Origin of the sequence: Aequorivita nionensis, from assembly GCF_046352995.1 — a bacterium.
In the GTDB taxonomy this organism is placed as follows: Bacteria; Bacteroidota; Bacteroidia; order Flavobacteriales; family Flavobacteriaceae; genus Aequorivita; species Aequorivita nionensis.
In genome coordinates, this window is record NZ_CP130281.1 from 791,161 (window position 1) to 808,330 (window position 17,170).

11 protein-coding genes and 1 tRNA gene are annotated in these 17,170 nt (G+C 36.8%); 6 read left to right on the forward strand and 6 right to left on the reverse strand.

Features of this window, described 5'->3' with window-relative positions:
- Positions 1-38 precede the first annotated feature (38 nt).
- Positions 39-1,283 carry an NAD(P)/FAD-dependent oxidoreductase gene (locus tag Q2U82_RS03565; protein WP_410006348.1) on the forward strand — a complete coding sequence of 415 codons (1,245 nt, stop codon included), beginning with the start codon at positions 39-41 and terminating at the stop codon, positions 1,281-1,283.
- Here Q2U82_RS03565 and Q2U82_RS03570 read toward each other — a convergent pair.
- The 3 genes from Q2U82_RS03570 to Q2U82_RS03580 all read right to left on the reverse strand — a co-directional run bounded on the left by Q2U82_RS03570 (position 1,280) and on the right by Q2U82_RS03580 (position 3,973).
- Complete coding sequence (locus tag Q2U82_RS03570) at positions 1,280-1,906, reverse strand: hypothetical protein (protein ID WP_410006349.1); 627 nt, start codon at positions 1,904-1,906, stop codon at positions 1,280-1,282. The genes Q2U82_RS03565 and Q2U82_RS03570 overlap by 4 nt on opposite strands.
- Positions 1,907-2,015: 109 nt before the next feature.
- Positions 2,016-3,686, reverse strand: coding sequence for a hypothetical protein (locus Q2U82_RS03575; RefSeq protein ID WP_410006350.1), 1,671 nt, complete (start codon positions 3,684-3,686; stop codon positions 2,016-2,018).
- Between the two features lie 214 nt (positions 3,687-3,900).
- Positions 3,901-3,973, reverse strand: a tRNA-Gln gene (locus Q2U82_RS03580).
- A 194-nt stretch (positions 3,974-4,167) separates the two neighbouring features.
- Between Q2U82_RS03580 and Q2U82_RS03585 the strand changes: the two genes are divergently transcribed.
- Entirely contained in the window at positions 4,168-7,491 is a 3,324-nt protein-coding gene (locus Q2U82_RS03585) for a DUF2723 domain-containing protein (RefSeq protein ID WP_410006351.1), read from the forward strand.
- Between the two features lie 26 nt (positions 7,492-7,517).
- On the forward strand, positions 7,518-8,138 hold the full coding sequence (locus Q2U82_RS03590; protein WP_410006352.1) for a polysaccharide deacetylase family protein: 621 nt from the start codon (positions 7,518-7,520) through the stop codon (positions 8,136-8,138).
- Between the two features lie 11 nt (positions 8,139-8,149).
- On the opposite strand, the gene Q2U82_RS03595 is transcribed toward Q2U82_RS03590, so the two are convergent.
- The 3 genes from Q2U82_RS03595 to Q2U82_RS03605 all read right to left on the reverse strand — a co-directional run bounded on the left by Q2U82_RS03595 (position 8,150) and on the right by Q2U82_RS03605 (position 11,458).
- A complete protein-coding gene (locus tag Q2U82_RS03595) occupies positions 8,150-9,652 on the reverse strand; it encodes a hypothetical protein (RefSeq protein WP_410006353.1) in 1,503 nt (500 codons plus the stop codon).
- A gap of 227 nt (positions 9,653-9,879) precedes the next feature.
- Positions 9,880-10,176 (reverse strand): thioredoxin family protein, encoded by a 297-nt coding sequence (locus Q2U82_RS03600; protein ID WP_410006354.1) that lies wholly within the window; start codon positions 10,174-10,176, stop codon positions 9,880-9,882.
- Positions 10,177-10,231: 55 nt separating this feature from the next.
- The gene (locus tag Q2U82_RS03605) at positions 10,232-11,458 is read right to left on the reverse strand and encodes a metallophosphoesterase (protein WP_410006355.1); all 1,227 of its coding nucleotides are present in this window, start codon (positions 11,456-11,458) and stop codon (positions 10,232-10,234) included.
- A gap of 101 nt (positions 11,459-11,559) precedes the next feature.
- On the opposite strand from Q2U82_RS03605, the gene Q2U82_RS03610 reads away from it, so the two are divergent.
- The 3 genes from Q2U82_RS03610 to Q2U82_RS03620 are packed head-to-tail and all read left to right on the forward strand — an operon-like array spanning position 11,560 to position 17,150.
- Positions 11,560-14,526 (forward strand): GH92 family glycosyl hydrolase, encoded by a 2,967-nt coding sequence (locus Q2U82_RS03610; protein WP_410006356.1) that lies wholly within the window; start codon positions 11,560-11,562, stop codon positions 14,524-14,526.
- Between the two features lies 1 nt (position 14,527).
- Complete coding sequence (locus tag Q2U82_RS03615; RefSeq protein ID WP_410006357.1) at positions 14,528-14,851, forward strand: hypothetical protein; 324 nt, start codon at positions 14,528-14,530, stop codon at positions 14,849-14,851.
- A gap of 7 nt (positions 14,852-14,858) precedes the next feature.
- On the forward strand, positions 14,859-17,150 hold the full coding sequence (locus Q2U82_RS03620) for a GH92 family glycosyl hydrolase (RefSeq protein WP_410006358.1): 2,292 nt from the start codon (positions 14,859-14,861) through the stop codon (positions 17,148-17,150).
- Positions 17,151-17,170 lie beyond the last annotated feature (20 nt).

A 17,170-nucleotide genomic window follows, 5' to 3' on the forward strand; every position in this document is an offset into this window, starting at 1 on the left:
CAAATTTAGAATTTTTTAACAATCTATATCTTAATAATATGAATGATATTGCTGTTGATGTGTTAATTATTGGTGCAGGACCTTCAGGCTGCGTTGCTTCTTCCTATTTAAAAAACAACGGAATAAGCTCCAAAGTGGTTGAAAAAAGTAAATTTCCACGCTTTGTGATTGGCGAAAGTTTATTGCCACGCTGCATGGACCATTTTGAGGAAACTGGGCTATTGGATTGTTTGATGGAGCAGCAATTCGAAATTAAGGCAGGCGCTCGATTTTTGAAAGATGATATTGTTTGTAATTTCGATTTTTCAAAAAAGCACACTCCGGGCTGGGATTATACTTGGCAGGTTCCGCGGGCGGATTTTGACCATACGCTTGCCAAAGAAATAGTTAAAAAAGGCGTAGATGTTTCCTTCGGTCACGAAGTTACGGCTGTAGAGTTTGACGAAAATGGACATTCCACAACAACAGTTAAAACCGAAGAAGGAAACGAGTATAAAATTCGCGCGAAATTTATTATAGATAGTAGCGGTTACGGAAGAGTTTTACCACGATTATTGGATTTGGACAAGCCTTCTACTCTTGAAGCAAATTCCGCAATCTACACACATGTGAAAGAAACCGAACGCCCCGAAGGTGTTGAAGGAACGCTTATTACTTTTGATGTAGTAAAAGATGAAGTTTGGCTTTGGGTGATACCTTTTTCAAATGGAAATACAAGTATTGGCTTTGTTGGACCAACGGAGTTTATTGAATCTTTTAAAGGGACAAATTCTGAAAAACTTAAGGAAATGCTGAAAATCTCCGACTATTATTACGATAGGCTAAAAGATTTGGACTTCCTTTTTGAGCCACATATTATCAAAAATTATTCAAAAGCCGTAAAACAACTTTACGGAAAAGGGTATGCCCTTACGGGGAATAGCGCTGAATTTTTGGATCCCGTATTTTCCTCCGGCGTTACGTTTGCAACAGAATCGGGCGTGAAAGCTGCCAAACTAATAACCAAAGAATTAAATGGCGAAAAAGTGGATTGGGAACAAGATTATACGGGCTATATCATGAAAGGCGTAGATGTTTTTAGGACTTACGTTAGTGAATGGTACACCGGCAATCTTCAGAAAATATTTTTTCACCGCCCCGAAAATCCTGTGATCAAAGAACAGATTTGCGCTGTACTTGCTGGTTATGTTTGGGATGAAACGAATCCGTTTGTAAAAAACCACAACCGCCTAGTTAAGACGGTTGCGAAGGTTATTGATATGGAAAATGAACGAGCTTACTAGTTATACTTGATACCTCTTCTTAATTTTTTTGCGAAAAATTTGGCGAGATTCCAATAGCCGTAAGCTATTCGTTCACCTTGGTGAAAATCAAAATCTTCCAAGGTGGCTTTATCTCCGGCATAGTTACATTCAACGTCAGTTATTTTTGCGGAAAATAAAATGTTTTCAGCGTTTTCGGTTTTAAAAACAGAAATTGTCACTTCCAGATTTCCGCTTTTTCTTGTAAAACCGTTGTTATACCCCGGATAGATTTCCGTAGTGTGAACTTTCATGATATAAGGTAAATCTGGCCGATTTTTAATTACTTTTACTTCTCCTTTTTTAAAATATTCATTGAAAGCCTGTATATATCTAGGCTCATATCTATATGCTCTATCGCTAAACCATTCTTCTCTAAAAACCCTTGCGTTTCCAGGTTTTGCCTGCTCTTTTTCAAGCATTGTTTTTTGAAGATATGCTTCTTCACTCTCAAAATCCGTTACCGTCAAATCTGAATAATCAAAAACAAGATTGTATTCAGAAATAGTTTTCAGGTTTTTATAATTTCCTGAAACTATTGTAATTTCCTGTGCAGAAACAACAAACGATATATTTAGGAATAATAATAGAAATGCAAATTTCATTTCAATAAATTTTTCTTTGTTGTAAACTTACTAAAGTTTTTATGCAAAAAAAGCCATCTATTCAAAGACGGCTTTTTTTCTGTATTAATATAAGTTTGAATATTTTTTGTTAGTTAATATCTACTTTAATAAGCACATCTTCTTTGCTCTTTTTATAAACTTCCAAAACAAATTGGTCTTCCGTGGTTTTTACAATTCGGTTATTGCTAAATTGGTATACTTCCATTTTGTCCGTTACTTCCCTAGTGTCTAATATGGAGCCTTTAGAAATTGCACCAGTCGCGTCGTTTATTTTAAAGGAAGTAAGATAACCGCCGTAACCGTCACTGTGTAGCGCCGGAATCTGGTCCAACTCCAAATCTATGTTTTTTACGTTATCCAAAAACACGATGTAGTGATTTCCATTTGCATTAAAATAGGAATAAGACATTCCTCCTTGGTATGTTTTACTGGTATCATAAACCTCACCCATTTTTGGTTTGCCTGATTGTCTTTTTGGTATTTTCTTCATCCAAGCCAAATTTCCAGAAGCATCAATTTTTGAAACCAAAATGTCATTGTAATGATAGGTTACGTAAGTTCTTTTACGGGAATAGTGAACAATCATAAAAGTTTGTTCACCAATCATTAATAAGCTTCCATCGTCGGCAATTATAAGGTGTCGCAATTTCATGTGCTCAAACTCTGCTTTTCCGTCTTCGTCTTTACGCTCGTTTCGTTTTTTGGTTCTGTTTTTTACGTATTGGTTTAAAATTTCCAACGGAATTTCATAGGATTTTTCATCAATCAATTTTCCTTCCCTAGTAATTTTAAAGGTATAAAGCCCATCTGCATTGTGCAATTCGTTGTTTAAACCGTTTGTGTAAAATCCTGAACAAATCATATAACCTTCAAACGACTCAAATAGAGAAATTCCATTTATGAACTTATCACCCAGTTCTATTTTGGTCTTTTCAATTTCAGAAGAACCTTTTGAGAGTCTAAATAATTCCATATGATAATTGGCTTCTTCATCCTTTCTTTTTTTCTTGTCTTTATTACTGTCATCGTGAAAGACTTTGGCTAGCAAATAGCCATTGCCGTCAGAATCAACTGCAAAATCCTCCACATCCATTCTTCTTTCGGTATAGGGCATTGTGTATTCATTTGCCCAAAGTTTGTTTAATTCTTTATCATAAACCTCAGTGCCAATAATATCATAACTTTCTTTATCATTTCTTTCCTCAGGTTTTCTTCTGTATTGAATAAGAATCTTAGACTCGTCCAGCGATGTTAAGAAGGAAAATTTATCTGTAACGCCAAATCCAAAAGCGAAGGGCGCGGAAACTCCTGCCGTAGAAGCAAAAGTACCAGCCAATCTACCGTCAATATCAATCAATTTAACTGCCTCACCAACAAACTCGCCTGTTCCAAAGTTTATTTCTCTGTAGAAAAGTTGTTCATGTGCGATTTTTTTTCCGGTCCAAGATGAATAAAAAAGATAGTATTTGTCCTGCAATTGCTCCATCCCTTCAACCACGTAATTGTCAGGAAAATCTTCATATTCTTTGACAGAAATTTGCTTAAGGTTGCTTACATCGAATTTTTGTAATACCACACTTTTTTTCCATGGTTTTACTGTTAAAATTTGGTTTCCGTCAGAAAAATAATATTTTTTTGGGGAGTCATATACTTGATAGGGCTCACTTACAGTAAAACTGTAATCTGAAGAAAGTTCTTTTTGCCCATAACTATAAAATGTTGCCGCCAACAGCAGCAGGTAGAGTACTTTTTTTTTCATAATTAAAAATTTTTACGTGTTAATGACCGTAAACATAAGAAAATAATATTCTTTAAAAAGGGCAGCTTTTTACAATAAAGATTGAAACTACTATGATACAGGAGAAAAATATTTCTTAGCTACTGAAAGCCAAATGGTTCGAGGTGATTTTAAAAAACTTGTTTACTTTAAAATAAAAATCCCAACCTTTTTCAAGATTGGGATTCAATTTTTGTTGGCCCACTAGGGCTCGAACCTAGACTCTTCTGGACCAAAACCAGACGTGTTGCCAGTTACACCATGGGCCAATTCCATAATGAGGTGGCAAATTTAATACAAAGTTTGGCTTGTACAAACATTTTGTTGCAAAAAAATATAGTTTCTATCCTGTAACCTTTTTTATAGTTAAAAATATCATAGCATATTGCACGTTACCTCAATTAGATACTTGGGGCTATGTATATTATTAGTAAATTCGTCCCATTCAAATTTATATGCACTTATGGGTTCTTTCAACTTTACAAAATGGAACAAAATTATTGGCTGGCTCGTCTTTGCGATTGCCCTTATCTCTTATTGGCTTACGGTAGAACCAACGGTAAGTTTCTGGGATGCTGGTGAATATATTACCACTTCCAGCAATCTTGAAGTTGGCCATCCACCTGGAGCTCCGCTGTTCCAACTTTTGGGTGCTTTCTTCTCCATTTTCGCTCCAGATGCTTCCTACATTGCACTCACCATTAACTTAATGTCGGTTTTTGCTAGTGCATTTACCATTTTGTTTATGTTTTGGTCGCTCACTATTTTGCTCACAAATGTGATCTCAAAACATCAAGAAATTGAAAAAACTAATGCTATTGCCATTCTTGGAAGTGCCGCAATAGGGTCACTCGCCTTTGCATTTACTGATAGTTTTTGGTTTAACGCTCTAGAAGCGGAAGTGTACGCAAGTGCTACATTTTTAATGTCCGTATTGTTTTACACCGCGCTGCGTTGGGAACGTGAAATGTTGGAACCTCGCGGTAATCGCTGGGTTATACTTATTGCCTTTATTATTGGACTTTCATTTGGGGTCCACTTTATGGCATTACTTACTATTCCCGCCATTGGGTTTCTTTATTTCTTCAAACATTATAAAACGATTACGGTAAAAAATTTCATAATTGCCAATATTGTTACGGTTGCCATTCTTCTTTTGATCTTTAAGCTTTTACTGCCTTGGACGATGAAGTTTTTCAGTGCTTCGGAATTGTTTTTTGTAAACAGCATCGGGCTTCCATTTAACTCCGGGACCATTTTTGCAGCACTTTTGTTTATCGTTCTTTTTGTGTACGGCTTGCGCTTTACCCGTAAAAAAGGATATGTACAATTGAACACGCTATTGCTTTGCGTGCTCTTCATATTCATAGGTTTTTCAAGTTGGTTGATGCTTCCTATTCGCGCTAATGCTGGAACCGTAATCAATGAAAACAACCCAAACAATGCCCGTGAACTTTTGGCTTATTACAATCGCGAACAATATCCTGAAACACATCTTTTTTACGGCCCTCTTTTCACTGAAAGTTATGTTGGTCTAGATGAAGACAACCCCTATAAGGATGACAAGCCAAACTACGAAAAAGATGAAGCCACAGGTAAGTATGTGATTGTAAACAACTACAAAAATGCGAGCCAGAACACTGAAGATTCACAAAAAGGTTTCTTTCCAAGAATGTGGAGCACAGAGCACAGTTCCAACTATATGGAATTTACCGGAGGTTTGGATTTTTCTATAAAAAGCGAATATTTAAGCGAACCCAGACTTGTTGAAGAAGTGAACAAATTCAAACAAGCTTATAGCCAAGACTTGGTAGATAAAGAAGGTTATGATAAATTTTTAAAGAACTTTGGTGAATATCTAGACATCAAAAGACCCTCCTTTTTTCAGAATATGAAATTCATGTTCGAGTTTCAATTTGGATATATGTACTGGCGCTATTTTATGTGGAATTTCACTGGAAGACAGGACGATGTGCAAGGCCAATACACAGATTTGCACGGAAACTGGATTAGTGGCATTAAATTTATTGATGCACTCCGCTTGGGCAATCAGGATAACCTGCCCAGTGATATGAAAAACAACAAAGCAAGAAACACCTACTTTTTTCTTCCTTTAATATTAGGAATTATAGGTTTGGTTTTTCACTTTAAGAACGACCAAAAAGGCTTTTGGGTATTATTGGTTTTGTTCCTGTTTATGGGGCTTGCTTTAAAAATATACCTTAACGAACGGCCGTTTGAGCCTCGGGAAAGAGATTATGCTTTAGTGGGTAGTTTCTACGTGTTTGCAATGTGGATAGGTTATGGCGTATATGCACTTTTCGATTTGCTGAAAAATTATTTGAAACCAAAAGTTGCACTTCCCGTTGTGCTTATTGTTACAGCTTTGGCCGCTCCAGTACTATTGGCAACCCAAAACTGGGACGACCACGACCGAAGCAACCGTTACACTGCACAATCCATGGGCAAAATGTATCTAGATTCCTGCGACCAAAATGCAATTCTTTTCACCATTGGAGATAATGATACTTTTGCACTTTGGTATGCTCAAAATGTTGAAGGTTACCGCCAAGATGTTCGTATTGTGAACACAAGTTTGTTCCAGACGGATTGGTATATTGACGATATGAAGAAGAAAGCCTTTAGCAGTGACCCAATTCCCTCACAATTATCACACGTAAAATATCGATCAGGTTCGCGTGATTTTTTAATTTATCAAAAAACCACTCAGGATACTATAGACATAAAAACCTGGATGAATTTTGTGGCCAACGACAGTCCCGCCACCCAAATGGAGCTTCCAAGCGGCCAGCAGGTGCATACTTTCCCCTCAAAAGTAATTCGCATTCCTGTTAACAAGGAAGCGGTTTTGAAAAACGGAATCGTGGATCCAAAAGATGCCGATAAAATAGTTCCATATATCGATATCAATATCAAGAGTGATATCATGTATAAAAACCGAATGATGATGCTGGATATCATTGCAAACAATAATTGGGAACGCCCCATTTATTTCAGCGGAGGAAGTTTTGGTGATGATGATTACTTATGGATGAAAGATTACCTTCAGTTGGACGGGGTAGTTTATAAATTGGTTCCAATAAAAACGCCAATCAACAAAAGAAGCCCTTTTGATATGGGTAGAATTGACGCCGACAAGATGTACAACATAGTTATGTCTTGGGATTGGGGCAATAGCGGTAGTCCAGATATATATCACGATACCGAAACCCGTAGAAATGGCATCACTTATAGAAGTAACCTTGCCCGTCTTGCAGAAACCTTAATAAACAATGACGAAAAAGGGAAAGCTGAAAAGGTATTGGATCTTGCAATGGAAAAAATGCCTGTGAAATATTTTGAATATTACAGCCTGTTGGAACCCTATGTTATAGGTTATTATGAACTGGACAAGCCTGAAAAAGCCCGAAAGGTTTATGATGATGTTACTAAATTATACCAAGAACATCTATTGTATTACAACAGTCTGAAATTCAATAAACAACGCGCCATTGCATCAGATATTATAAGCGATATGGAGCGATATAGAAGTTTGGTGCAACTTGTAGTTATTTATGACGATGAAACTTTTGCGAGAGAAGAAGCAAATAAATTCAATGATTACCTAAAGCTTTTCCGCCATTTCTATTCGCCAGATGAAGCAATGGACTTGGACAAAGAATTTCAAAAAGATTCAACTATCGAAATTCCTTTAGATTCTAATCTTTTGAAAAAAATGGAAAGAGATCCAACAGAAGAAATTGAGACAGAAGTCCCCGTAAACTAAAAAAATTGAAATTCAATTTAGTAAAAATGCCCAGATTTATTCAGCGGTTATACCCTGAGCGAATTTGGGCATTTTCGCGTTCAAGTAATTCTGTATTTCTAACTTTTGACGATGGCCCAATACCAGAAGTTACGCCTTGGGTCTTGGATGAATTAAAAAAGCACAATGCAAAAGCAACCTTTTTCTGCATAGGTGAAAATGTTCAAAAACATCCAGAGATTTTCCAAAGAATTCTTTCCGAAGGCCATTCCGTGGGCAACCACACATTTAACCATTTGAACGGATGGAAAACAGCGACTTCCGAATATATTGAGAATATTGAAAAAGCTAAAAAACAGATGCACAATTCAGAATTCAAAATTCAGAATTCAAGATTATTATTTCGTCCGCCATACGGGAAAATCACTTCAAAGCAGGCTAAAACGCTTCAAAAGAAAGGTTTTAAAATTGTGATGTGGGATATTATTAGTTATGATTATGACACCAATGTTTCCGAAGAAAAATGTCTTCAAAACGTATTGAAAAACATTAGGTCTGGAAGTGTTGTTGTATTCCACGATAGCTTAAAGGCAGAAAAAAACCTTCGGTATGTGTTGCCGAAGGTTTTGGAGTTTATTGGGGAGAAAATAAAATTTTTAAAAATATAAATTAGTTATAATTATTTTACACTAAGATTAAGCGAAAAAAAAGCGAGCTGAACGTTAGTAACATTGGCGTTTCCCGTAATCCGCTGTCCCCAAATTTCAATATAATCAGTCGGGGCCAATTCTATTGTACCAGAGATAGAAACACTTTGTATCTCAGCTCCGCCACCTTGAGAATCAATTCGAACTACTGTATTTGTGGGAGTTAGAGTAGTCGTTCCATTCTTTCTAAAAAAGAATGCAAAAAATTTGTCTACAGAATTCGTTGAATTTCCTCTTACAGCTAAAGTTGCATTAACTTGAAAAGTCCTAGTTTTTTTTCCTAAATATTGAAAACGATTATTAACTGGGGAATCAGAACGAAACAAATTTGAAGCAGAGGTGGTGTTTGATGATAAATTAAATGGAGTATTGAGTGTATTTGGAACATCTTGTGCAAAACCAGCCGTAAGATCTCCATTGAAGTAAATGTTTCCCGAAGCAACATCATCAGATTCTCTAGGGATTCCTGGGCAGTTTACTGACCAAGCATTCGTAAAGTTATAGCCTGTGTAAGAACCAGTAGTATATTTTTTTACAAACACACCTGTAGTTCCACTGGTAGGTCTAGTAAAAACTGTTCCCAATAATACACCTTCACCTACTGTCGGATTACTACTTACATCCAAACCTGTTGCACCATCTTTTACGGTGCTAAAACCACTAGCTTTTTCCACTAAACCAAAACTTCCAGTTAATGTTTCAAAAGTTCCTGAATTTGAACCTAACCATGCTTGATTGTTTAAGAGCAAGTTTCCGATATTGCTGTAAGTTATACCATTAGAATTATTTACAAACTGCACAATATTACCAAAATATAAACCTACATTTGCAATTGTTCCTACACTTGCCATCCCTGATATTATAGTGTTTTGAACCAAGAGGGATGCTCCTCCGCTTATATCGAATGCAGTACCTCCACCAGTAATTGTAAGATTTCGTAAACTTCCACCCGTAGTTCCCTGAAACATTGGGCCTGAGCTTTTAATTAAAACATCTTCAGTAGCATCTAAACCAGAAACATAGGCATTGTTCAAATCTATTGGAAAAGCCAGAGTGATTTGTCCATTTATTTCATATAAAGTATTTGTTTGAAGTAAATATTTGGAACCTCCGCCAGCGGTAAGTTCTGGAGCCAAATCGGCAACAGACTTAACTAGTTTATAATTATTCCTTTGATTGGAACTTGAATTAATTTTTATCCAAGATGTAGTAGGAAGATCGTAGTAATAAAAGGATTTAAGATTAGTATCATAAACCAAAAGACTATTAGCGGGTGTAGTTATTGCCAATCTTTGTACAGAAGTCATTCGAGGTACTAAAAGCCCTTTTGAGGTAGAAGTAATATCAAGCATTGATGAAGTATCTGGATTAGTGTTTCCAATGCCAACTTGAGCTTGCGTAGTTAATGTAAAGAATAAAACTAATAGAAGGGCTAACCCTCCATGAACAGAAAATAATTTGTAGGAATTTTTCATGGCAATTTGAAAATAAAGTAATTTTTTTCCGACAAATTAAAGGGTTTAATCCGAAAATCAAGTCATTTAACGATAAAATTTAGAAAATTTAACAAAAATGTAGGAATTATGTTAAAGCAACAAAAATATTGAGGTTTTCGGCATGAGATAAGCCAAAAATTACCTATTTAGATAACTTTTTAAGAAAAGATATATAGTTTTAAAGTAGAATTGAGAAAATTTTAGACTTAAACATACTCGTTTACAAGTCCAATAAGTGTATCGGCATCCTGTTCGCCGCTTTGGCGCCATTTCATTTCGCCATTTTTATAGATCATTAAGGTGGGAAGACCTTTCACCCGAAGTGCATCTGCCAATTCCTTATTCTTATCTACATCTATTTTTATTACCCGAGCGCTATCGCCAAGTGCTGCGGCAACGTCTCTTAATACGGGGTGCATTTCTTTGCAGGCCTCATCCCATTCTGCATAAAAATCTAGCAAAACTGGGATTTGCGTTTCAATTAATTCTCCAAATTTTGACATTTGCCTAATGTGTTAGTTGAACAATCGTATTTACAAATATAACATTTCCCGATTATTATACGGTATTCTGTTTCTTTTTAAGTTGAATAACAGTTATTTCTGGCCAGATGCCTACCCTTCCCGGATAGCCCAAAAATCCAAAACCACGATTTACATTTATATATCTCCCGAATTCCTCATAAATTCCGGCCCAATTTTTATACCTATATTTTATGGGGCTCCATTTTATAATCCCTGGAATTTCAATGCCAAATTGCATTCCGTGTGTATGACCGCTCAATGTTAAATGAAAATGGCGTGGATCCTGTTTCACTTTTGCTTGCCAATGTGATGGGTCGTGGCTCATCAAAATTTTAAAATCTTTATCAGAAATACCTTCGCAGGCTTTATCCAGATCACCAGCTTGTTTAAAACCGTTTTCACCCCAGTTTTCAACTCCAACCAAAGCTATTTTCTGACCATTACGTTCAAAATATCTATTTTCATTCAGCAACAAATTCCACCCCATTTCTTTTTGAAGTGTTTTCAATTTTTCAAGATTTTTAGTTTTTTCTGTAGTATTTTCCCACTTCACATAATCGCCATAATCGTGGTTTCCCAAAACTGAAAAAACACCTTCCTTAGCTTTCAATGTTGAAAAAAGTTGTTTCCAATCGTTCATTTCATCGGCAATATTGTTCACCAAATCGCCCGTAAAAAGAATCACATCGCTTTGCTGTTCATTGATAAGGTTCACGGCATATTCCACTTTATGGTGGTTGTCGAAACTACCACTGTGCACATCACTTATTTGCGTTAAAGTGAAACCGTCAAATTCATCCGGCAAATCGTCAAATTCCAAAGCATATTTCAGCACTTTATAATTGTACTTTCCTTGAACCATCCCATAAATAAGAGATGCGAAAGGAATGGCGGCAATTCCCAAAGCAATAGTACTTACAAATTTTCTTCGCGAAGGCATATAAAATGATTGATCGCTTCCTGCAACTTTCATAAAAATTCCAACAAAAAAGCGAACAATGTCTTCGCCAAACATAAAAATGACGAGCAATAATTTTGGCACAAAAACAGCCAGAAAAATTCCGAAAAAATACATTTTTGGCGGTTCCATCATTTTTGCGGAACCCATAAAGGAAAGTTCATAAATGAGCCCAGCCAAAACCGCCAGCGAAATAAAAACATACAAACCGTGCAACCACGGACTTTTTGTAATAGTTTTTACAGCCTGAAAGGCATAAATATCAACTAGAATATAAATGATAATAAAAATGAACCAACGCATAGAGTAGAGAGAATTTTTAAAGATAGTATGTTTCAAAAAACTGAAACGCAACTTCACTTTATTTTAACGGTTTTAGTATCTTTTCAGAATATTTTTTTGAAATGCGAAATACTTCCTCTCTTATATTTATTCTCTTTTCTTTTTTCTGTTTTTCCCAAGAAAACAGCTCTTCTGAAAAATTAACTTCATATGTAAATCCCTTTATCGGCACGGGTGGCCACGGCCACACCTATCCCGGTGCAACGATGCCTTTTGGGATGATGCAATTGAGTCCAGATACGCGTTTGGACGGCTGGGATGGATGTAGCGGTTATCATTACAGCGATGAATATATTTATGGGTTTTCGCACACACATCTTAGCGGGACTGGCGTGAGTGATTATGGCGATGTGCTTTTAATGCCTACAAATACTGTGAATTTCAACAATGGCGCAGATGCTTCGACAAGCTCAGCACAAGTTCAAAAAGGCTATCGCGCACATTTTTCACACGAAAACGAAATTGCTTCTCCGGGTTTTTATAAAGTGCTGTTGGATGATACAAATATTGAAGTGGAACTAACAGTTTCAAAACGAAGCGGAATCCATCAGTACACTTTTCCGAAGAATTCAAAACAAATTGTAATTCTCGATCTCGAACATCGCGACAAAGTTTTAAGTTCAGAAATAAACGTTGTTTCAAAAACCGAAATCTCTGGCCACCGTCATTCTGATGCGTGGGCAAAGGACCAGCGACTTTTTTATAATATTAAATTTTCGCGTCCCTATAAAAACTTAACGTTTTTAAATGATAAAACAGAAGGTGAAAGTGTAAAAGCTGCGTTTGAATTTGACGCTTCCGAAGGAAACAAACTCGAAATTAAAGTGGCCATTTCAGCAGTTGACGAAGCTGGGGCAAAGAAAAATCTGGAATCCGAAATAGGAAATAAAACATTTCAACAAATAAAAAACGAAGCGGAAACTGGTTGGGAACAACAATTGCGCAAAATCGAAATCGAAACCCAAAACGATCCCGATAGCTATCGGGACCAAAAAACCATTTTTTACACGGCGCTTTATCATACGATGATTGCACCAAATCTGTATCAAGACGTTGATGGCCGTTACCGCGGAATGGATTTGAAAATCCATCAAAGTAACGACTTTGAAAACTACACCGTTTTTTCACTTTGGGACACCTATCGCGCGGCGCATCCACTTTATACAATTATTGAAAAAGATCGAACCACAGATTTTATAAATTCCCTTTTGGTAAAATATGACGAGGGCGGAATTCTTCCCATTTGGCCTTTGGCGGCGAACTATACTTGGTGCATGGTCGGTTATCACGCAGTTCCAGTAATTTCGGATGCGTACTTAAAAGGAATTCGCGGTTTTGATGCTGAAAAAGCATTTACTGCGATGAAACACAGTGCGATGCAGGATAAATTGGGATTGAAAAGTTATAAGGAATTTGGCTTTATTCCTGTGGAAGAAGAAAGCGAATCGGTTTCAAAAACTTTGGAATATGCTTATGATGATTGGACAATTGCCGAAATGGCTAAAGCGATTGGCAAAAAAGAAGATTACCAGCTCTTTTCTGAAAGAGCGCAGCATTACAAAAACGTTTTCGACCCCGAAACCAAATTTATGCGCGGTCGTTTCAGAAATACTTGGTTTGCGCCTTTTGATCCGTATGAAGTGAATTTCAACTACACCGAAGCCAATTCGTGGCAATACAGTTTTTATGCGCCACAGGATATTTCTGGCCTTATAAATTTAATGGGTGGAAAAGCCGAATTTGAAAAACAGCTCGATGAACTTTTCACTGCGAAAAATGAAACTTCCGGTCGGGAACAGGCCGATATTACTGGTTTGATTGGTCAATACGCTCACGGAAATGAGCCAAGCCACCATATGGCCTATCTCTATAATTTTGTGAACAAACCTTCAAAAACGCAAGAAAAAGTCCATCAAATTTTAAATGAAATGTACCAAAATGCGCCTGACGGAATTTCGGGCAACGAAGACTGTGGACAAATGAGCGCCTGGTATGTTTTTAGCGCAATGGGTTTTTATCCAGTAACGCCTACGAGCAATCAATACATTATCGGAACGCCTTTGTTTGAAAGCGCAACAATCAATTTGGAAGATGGAAAAAAGTTTGAAATTTCTGCAGAAAATCTTTCAGACACCAATAAATATATCGCTTCGGCAAAACTAAATGGAAAACCATTAAATCGAAGTTTTATTTACCATTCAGAAATTATGGCTGGCGGAAAATTGGTTTTCAAAATGACCAACAAACCTTCAAAATGGGCAACAAAAGATGATGAAATTCCAAAGACGGAAATCACAGAAAATTTAATTGTTCCCGCCCCATTTATCGCAAAAGGCGATGTGGCTTTTAAAAATGAAACTGAAATTACATTGGGCGTTGTTTCCGATAAAACCGATATTTATTATTCTTTGAATGATTCCGATTTTAAAAAATACGAACAACCGTTTACCATTTCCGAAGAAACTATTTTAAAAACCTATTCGGAAAAACTTCCATTAAAACCAACTGCCAGAAATTTAGGTAAGCGCAGTCCTTTGCTCGAAACTCATTTCTATAAAATTGATCCAAACCTCAGCATTGCTTTGGAAACCGAGTATGCAAATCAATACAACGGAGGCGGCAACAATGCTTTAATTGATGGCGTTCACGGGGCGATGGATTTTCGCACAGGAGCGTGGCAAGGCTATCACGATAAAGATTTAAAAGCAACGGTTGATTTGGGTTCTTTAAAAGAAGTGAAAACAGTCTCAGTGAATTTTCTGCAAGACCAACGCAGCTGGATTTTTTATCCTTCGGAAGTTTCCTGTGCAGTTTCAGAAAACGGAAAAGATTTTACTGAACTCCCAATTCAAAAAATAGAAGCCGAAAAGCCTTCGGAAGATGCTGGAATTAAAACCATTCAATTTGAAGTAAATAAAAATGTTCAATTCGTAAAAATTTCAGCAAAAAACATCGGCGATCTACCAAAAGGTCATTTAGGTTATGGCGGAAAAGCTTGGCTTTTTGTGGATGAAATTGAGGTGAAATAGGTTGAATAGAATTACTAAAATAGCGCTATCCATTCCATCCATAATTGGGTCTATATTTCTTATTTCTTTATTTCTTCCTGATTTAAAAAAATGGACAGAGAGATATTTGGAAATAGAAATTCAAGGAATTATTATTATAACATTAGTTGCTATTCAAGTAACAATTTTAATTTTTAGAATTTGGTCATTCAAAAATATTGAAAAAAATAAAAAAGGAGAAAACACATATTATTTAATAGGGCTAAATTTTATTTCAGCTCTTTCATATATCTGGAAAACAGATGATTATTTTATAAAATTGAATAAAAAAAACTCAAAAAATTAAAGATTAAATGCACAAAAAACTAATTTTTACAATTGCAATTTTCAGTTGCATAAACACATTTGCGCAAACGAAAAGTTTCATTCAATTTGTAAATCCATTTATCGGGACGGATAAAATGGGTCACACTTTTCCCGGCGCCACAACTCCGTTTGGGATGGTGCAATTGAGTCCGCAGACAAATATGCAGACGATGTATAAAGCCGATGGAAGTTACAACCCAAAAACCTATGAATATTGCGCCGGTTATCAATACGCAGATTCCACAATCATTGGGTTTTCGCACACTAATTTCAGCGGGACGGGACATTCAGATTTGGGCGATTTTTTAGTGATGCCAACTGTCGGGAAATTGGTTTTGGATCCTCTGAAAACCGAAACTGGCGAAAAGGGGTTTGTTTCCTCATTTTCACATAAAAATGAAATGGCTTCGCCCGGATATTACAAAGTTAAATTGGACGATTACAATATTACCGCAGAACTTACTGCCAGTGATCGCGTAGGTTTCCATCAATACACTTTTCCGAAAACTGATGATGCGCACATCATTCTCGATATGGTTTATAACGTTTACGGCCACGACGACAAAAATGTTTGGACTTTTGTTCGGGTTGAAAATGATTCAACGGTTACCGGTTACCGCCAAACCCACGGTTGGGCGCGAACTCGGACAGTTTATTTTGTAATGGAATTTTCAAAACCATTTAAAAGTTACGGTCATAAAAAATATGACAAAGCCAAATACAACGGGTTTTACAGAAAATTCAACGAGGAAGAAAATTTCCCCGAAATGGCGGGGAAAGAAATCCGTGCTTATTTCAATTTTGATACGGAAGAAAACGAAAAGATTGATATAAAATTTGCACTTTCATCAGTAAGTACCGAAGGCGCGTTGAAAAATCTAAAAGCTGAAATTCCACATTGGGATTTTGAAAAAACCAAAGCCGAAACCCAGCAAAAATGGAACAAGGAACTTTCAAAAATTGAAGTGAAATCCATCACGCCCGAAGACAAAATCACTTTTTACACCGCACTTTATCACACGATGCTAAGCCCAATAATTTATGAAGATGTTGATGGGCAATACCGCGGTCTCGACCAAAATATCCACACTTCGGACGGATTTACCAATTACACCATTTTTTCACTTTGGGATACCTATCGCGCGTTGCATCCACTTTTCAACATAATCCATCCGCAGCGGAATAACGATATGATAAAAAGTATGTTAGCGCACCACGACCAAAGCGTTCATAAAATGCTGCCCATTTGGAGCCATTATGCCAATGAAAACTGGTGTATGATTGGCTATCACGCCACTTCGGTAATTGCTGATGCGGTTTCAAAAAATGTAGGCGATTTCGATAAAAACCACGCGTTGGAAGCTTCCATTAATACTTCAAATGTTGATTATTTTGACGGAATTGGTGACTATAAAAAAATGGGCTTCGTTCCCGAAGATAAAAGCAGTTCATCGGTTTCAAAAACGTTGGAATACGCTTATGACGATTGGTGCATTGCGCAAATCGCGAAAAGCGTTGGCAATGCTGAAGTTGAAAAGGAATATTTGAAACGTTCGGAATATTTCAAAAATGTTTATGATCCCAAAATTGGTTATATGCGACCAAAATTGAGCGATGGAAAATTCAGAAAAGAGTTTGATCCCCTCGACACGCACGGACAAGGTTTCATTGAAGGCAACGCTTGGAATTACGGCCTTTACGTGCCGCAGAATTTGGATGAAATGGTACAAATGATGGGTGGAAAAGAGCGTTTTTCAAAACATTTGGATTCCCTTTTCACGATGGAACTCGACGATAAATACATCGAAAAAAACGAGGATATAACCCGCGACGGAATTATGGGCAATTACGTGCAGGGTAACGAACCGGGGCATCACATTCCGTATTTATACAATTGGACTGGGAAGGAATATAAAACCCAAGAGCGCGTAAGGATAATTATGGAAAAAATGTACGGTCCAAAACAGGACGGGCTTTGCGGAAATGACGACGCTGGACAGATGAGCGCGTGGTACATTTTTAGTGCGCTGGGTTTTTATCCAGTTGTTCCCGGATCGCCAAATTATGCCTTGGGAAGTCCGTTGGTGGAAGAAGCAATTTTGAATTTGGACAATGGAAATTCTGTGAAAATTATCGTAAAAAATCAAAGCAAGAAAAATGTTTATGTAAAAAGTGTTTCGGTTGACGGCAAAAAACGGGACAGAAATTATTTGACACACGATGAAATTACAAAGAGTAAAGAGATTGTTTTTGAAATGAGCAGTAAGCCGAAGAAATAGACTGGAAACTGGAAGACAGT

Bases quoted from the DNA above. Each gene is read 5' to 3' on its own strand.
- Q2U82_RS03565 (WP_410006348.1), top strand. From the start codon at position 39: ATGAATGATATTGCTGTTGATGTGTTAATTATTGGTGCAGGACCTTCA.
- Q2U82_RS03570 (WP_410006349.1), bottom strand. From the start codon at position 1,906: ATGAAATTTGCATTTCTATTATTATTCCTAAATATATCGTTTGTTGTT.
- Q2U82_RS03575 (WP_410006350.1), bottom strand. From the start codon at position 3,686: ATGAAAAAAAAAGTACTCTACCTGCTGCTGTTGGCGGCAACATTTTAT.
- Q2U82_RS03585 (WP_410006351.1), top strand. From the start codon at position 4,168: ATGGGTTCTTTCAACTTTACAAAATGGAACAAAATTATTGGCTGGCTC.
- Q2U82_RS03590 (WP_410006352.1), top strand. From the start codon at position 7,518: ATGCCCAGATTTATTCAGCGGTTATACCCTGAGCGAATTTGGGCATTT.
- Q2U82_RS03595 (WP_410006353.1), bottom strand. From the start codon at position 9,652: ATGAAAAATTCCTACAAATTATTTTCTGTTCATGGAGGGTTAGCCCTT.
- Q2U82_RS03600 (WP_410006354.1), bottom strand. From the start codon at position 10,176: ATGTCAAAATTTGGAGAATTAATTGAAACGCAAATCCCAGTTTTGCTA.
- Q2U82_RS03605 (WP_410006355.1), bottom strand. From the start codon at position 11,458: ATGCGTTGGTTCATTTTTATTATCATTTATATTCTAGTTGATATTTAT.
- Q2U82_RS03610 (WP_410006356.1), top strand. From the start codon at position 11,560: ATGCGAAATACTTCCTCTCTTATATTTATTCTCTTTTCTTTTTTCTGT.
- Q2U82_RS03620 (WP_410006358.1), top strand. From the start codon at position 14,859: ATGCACAAAAAACTAATTTTTACAATTGCAATTTTCAGTTGCATAAAC.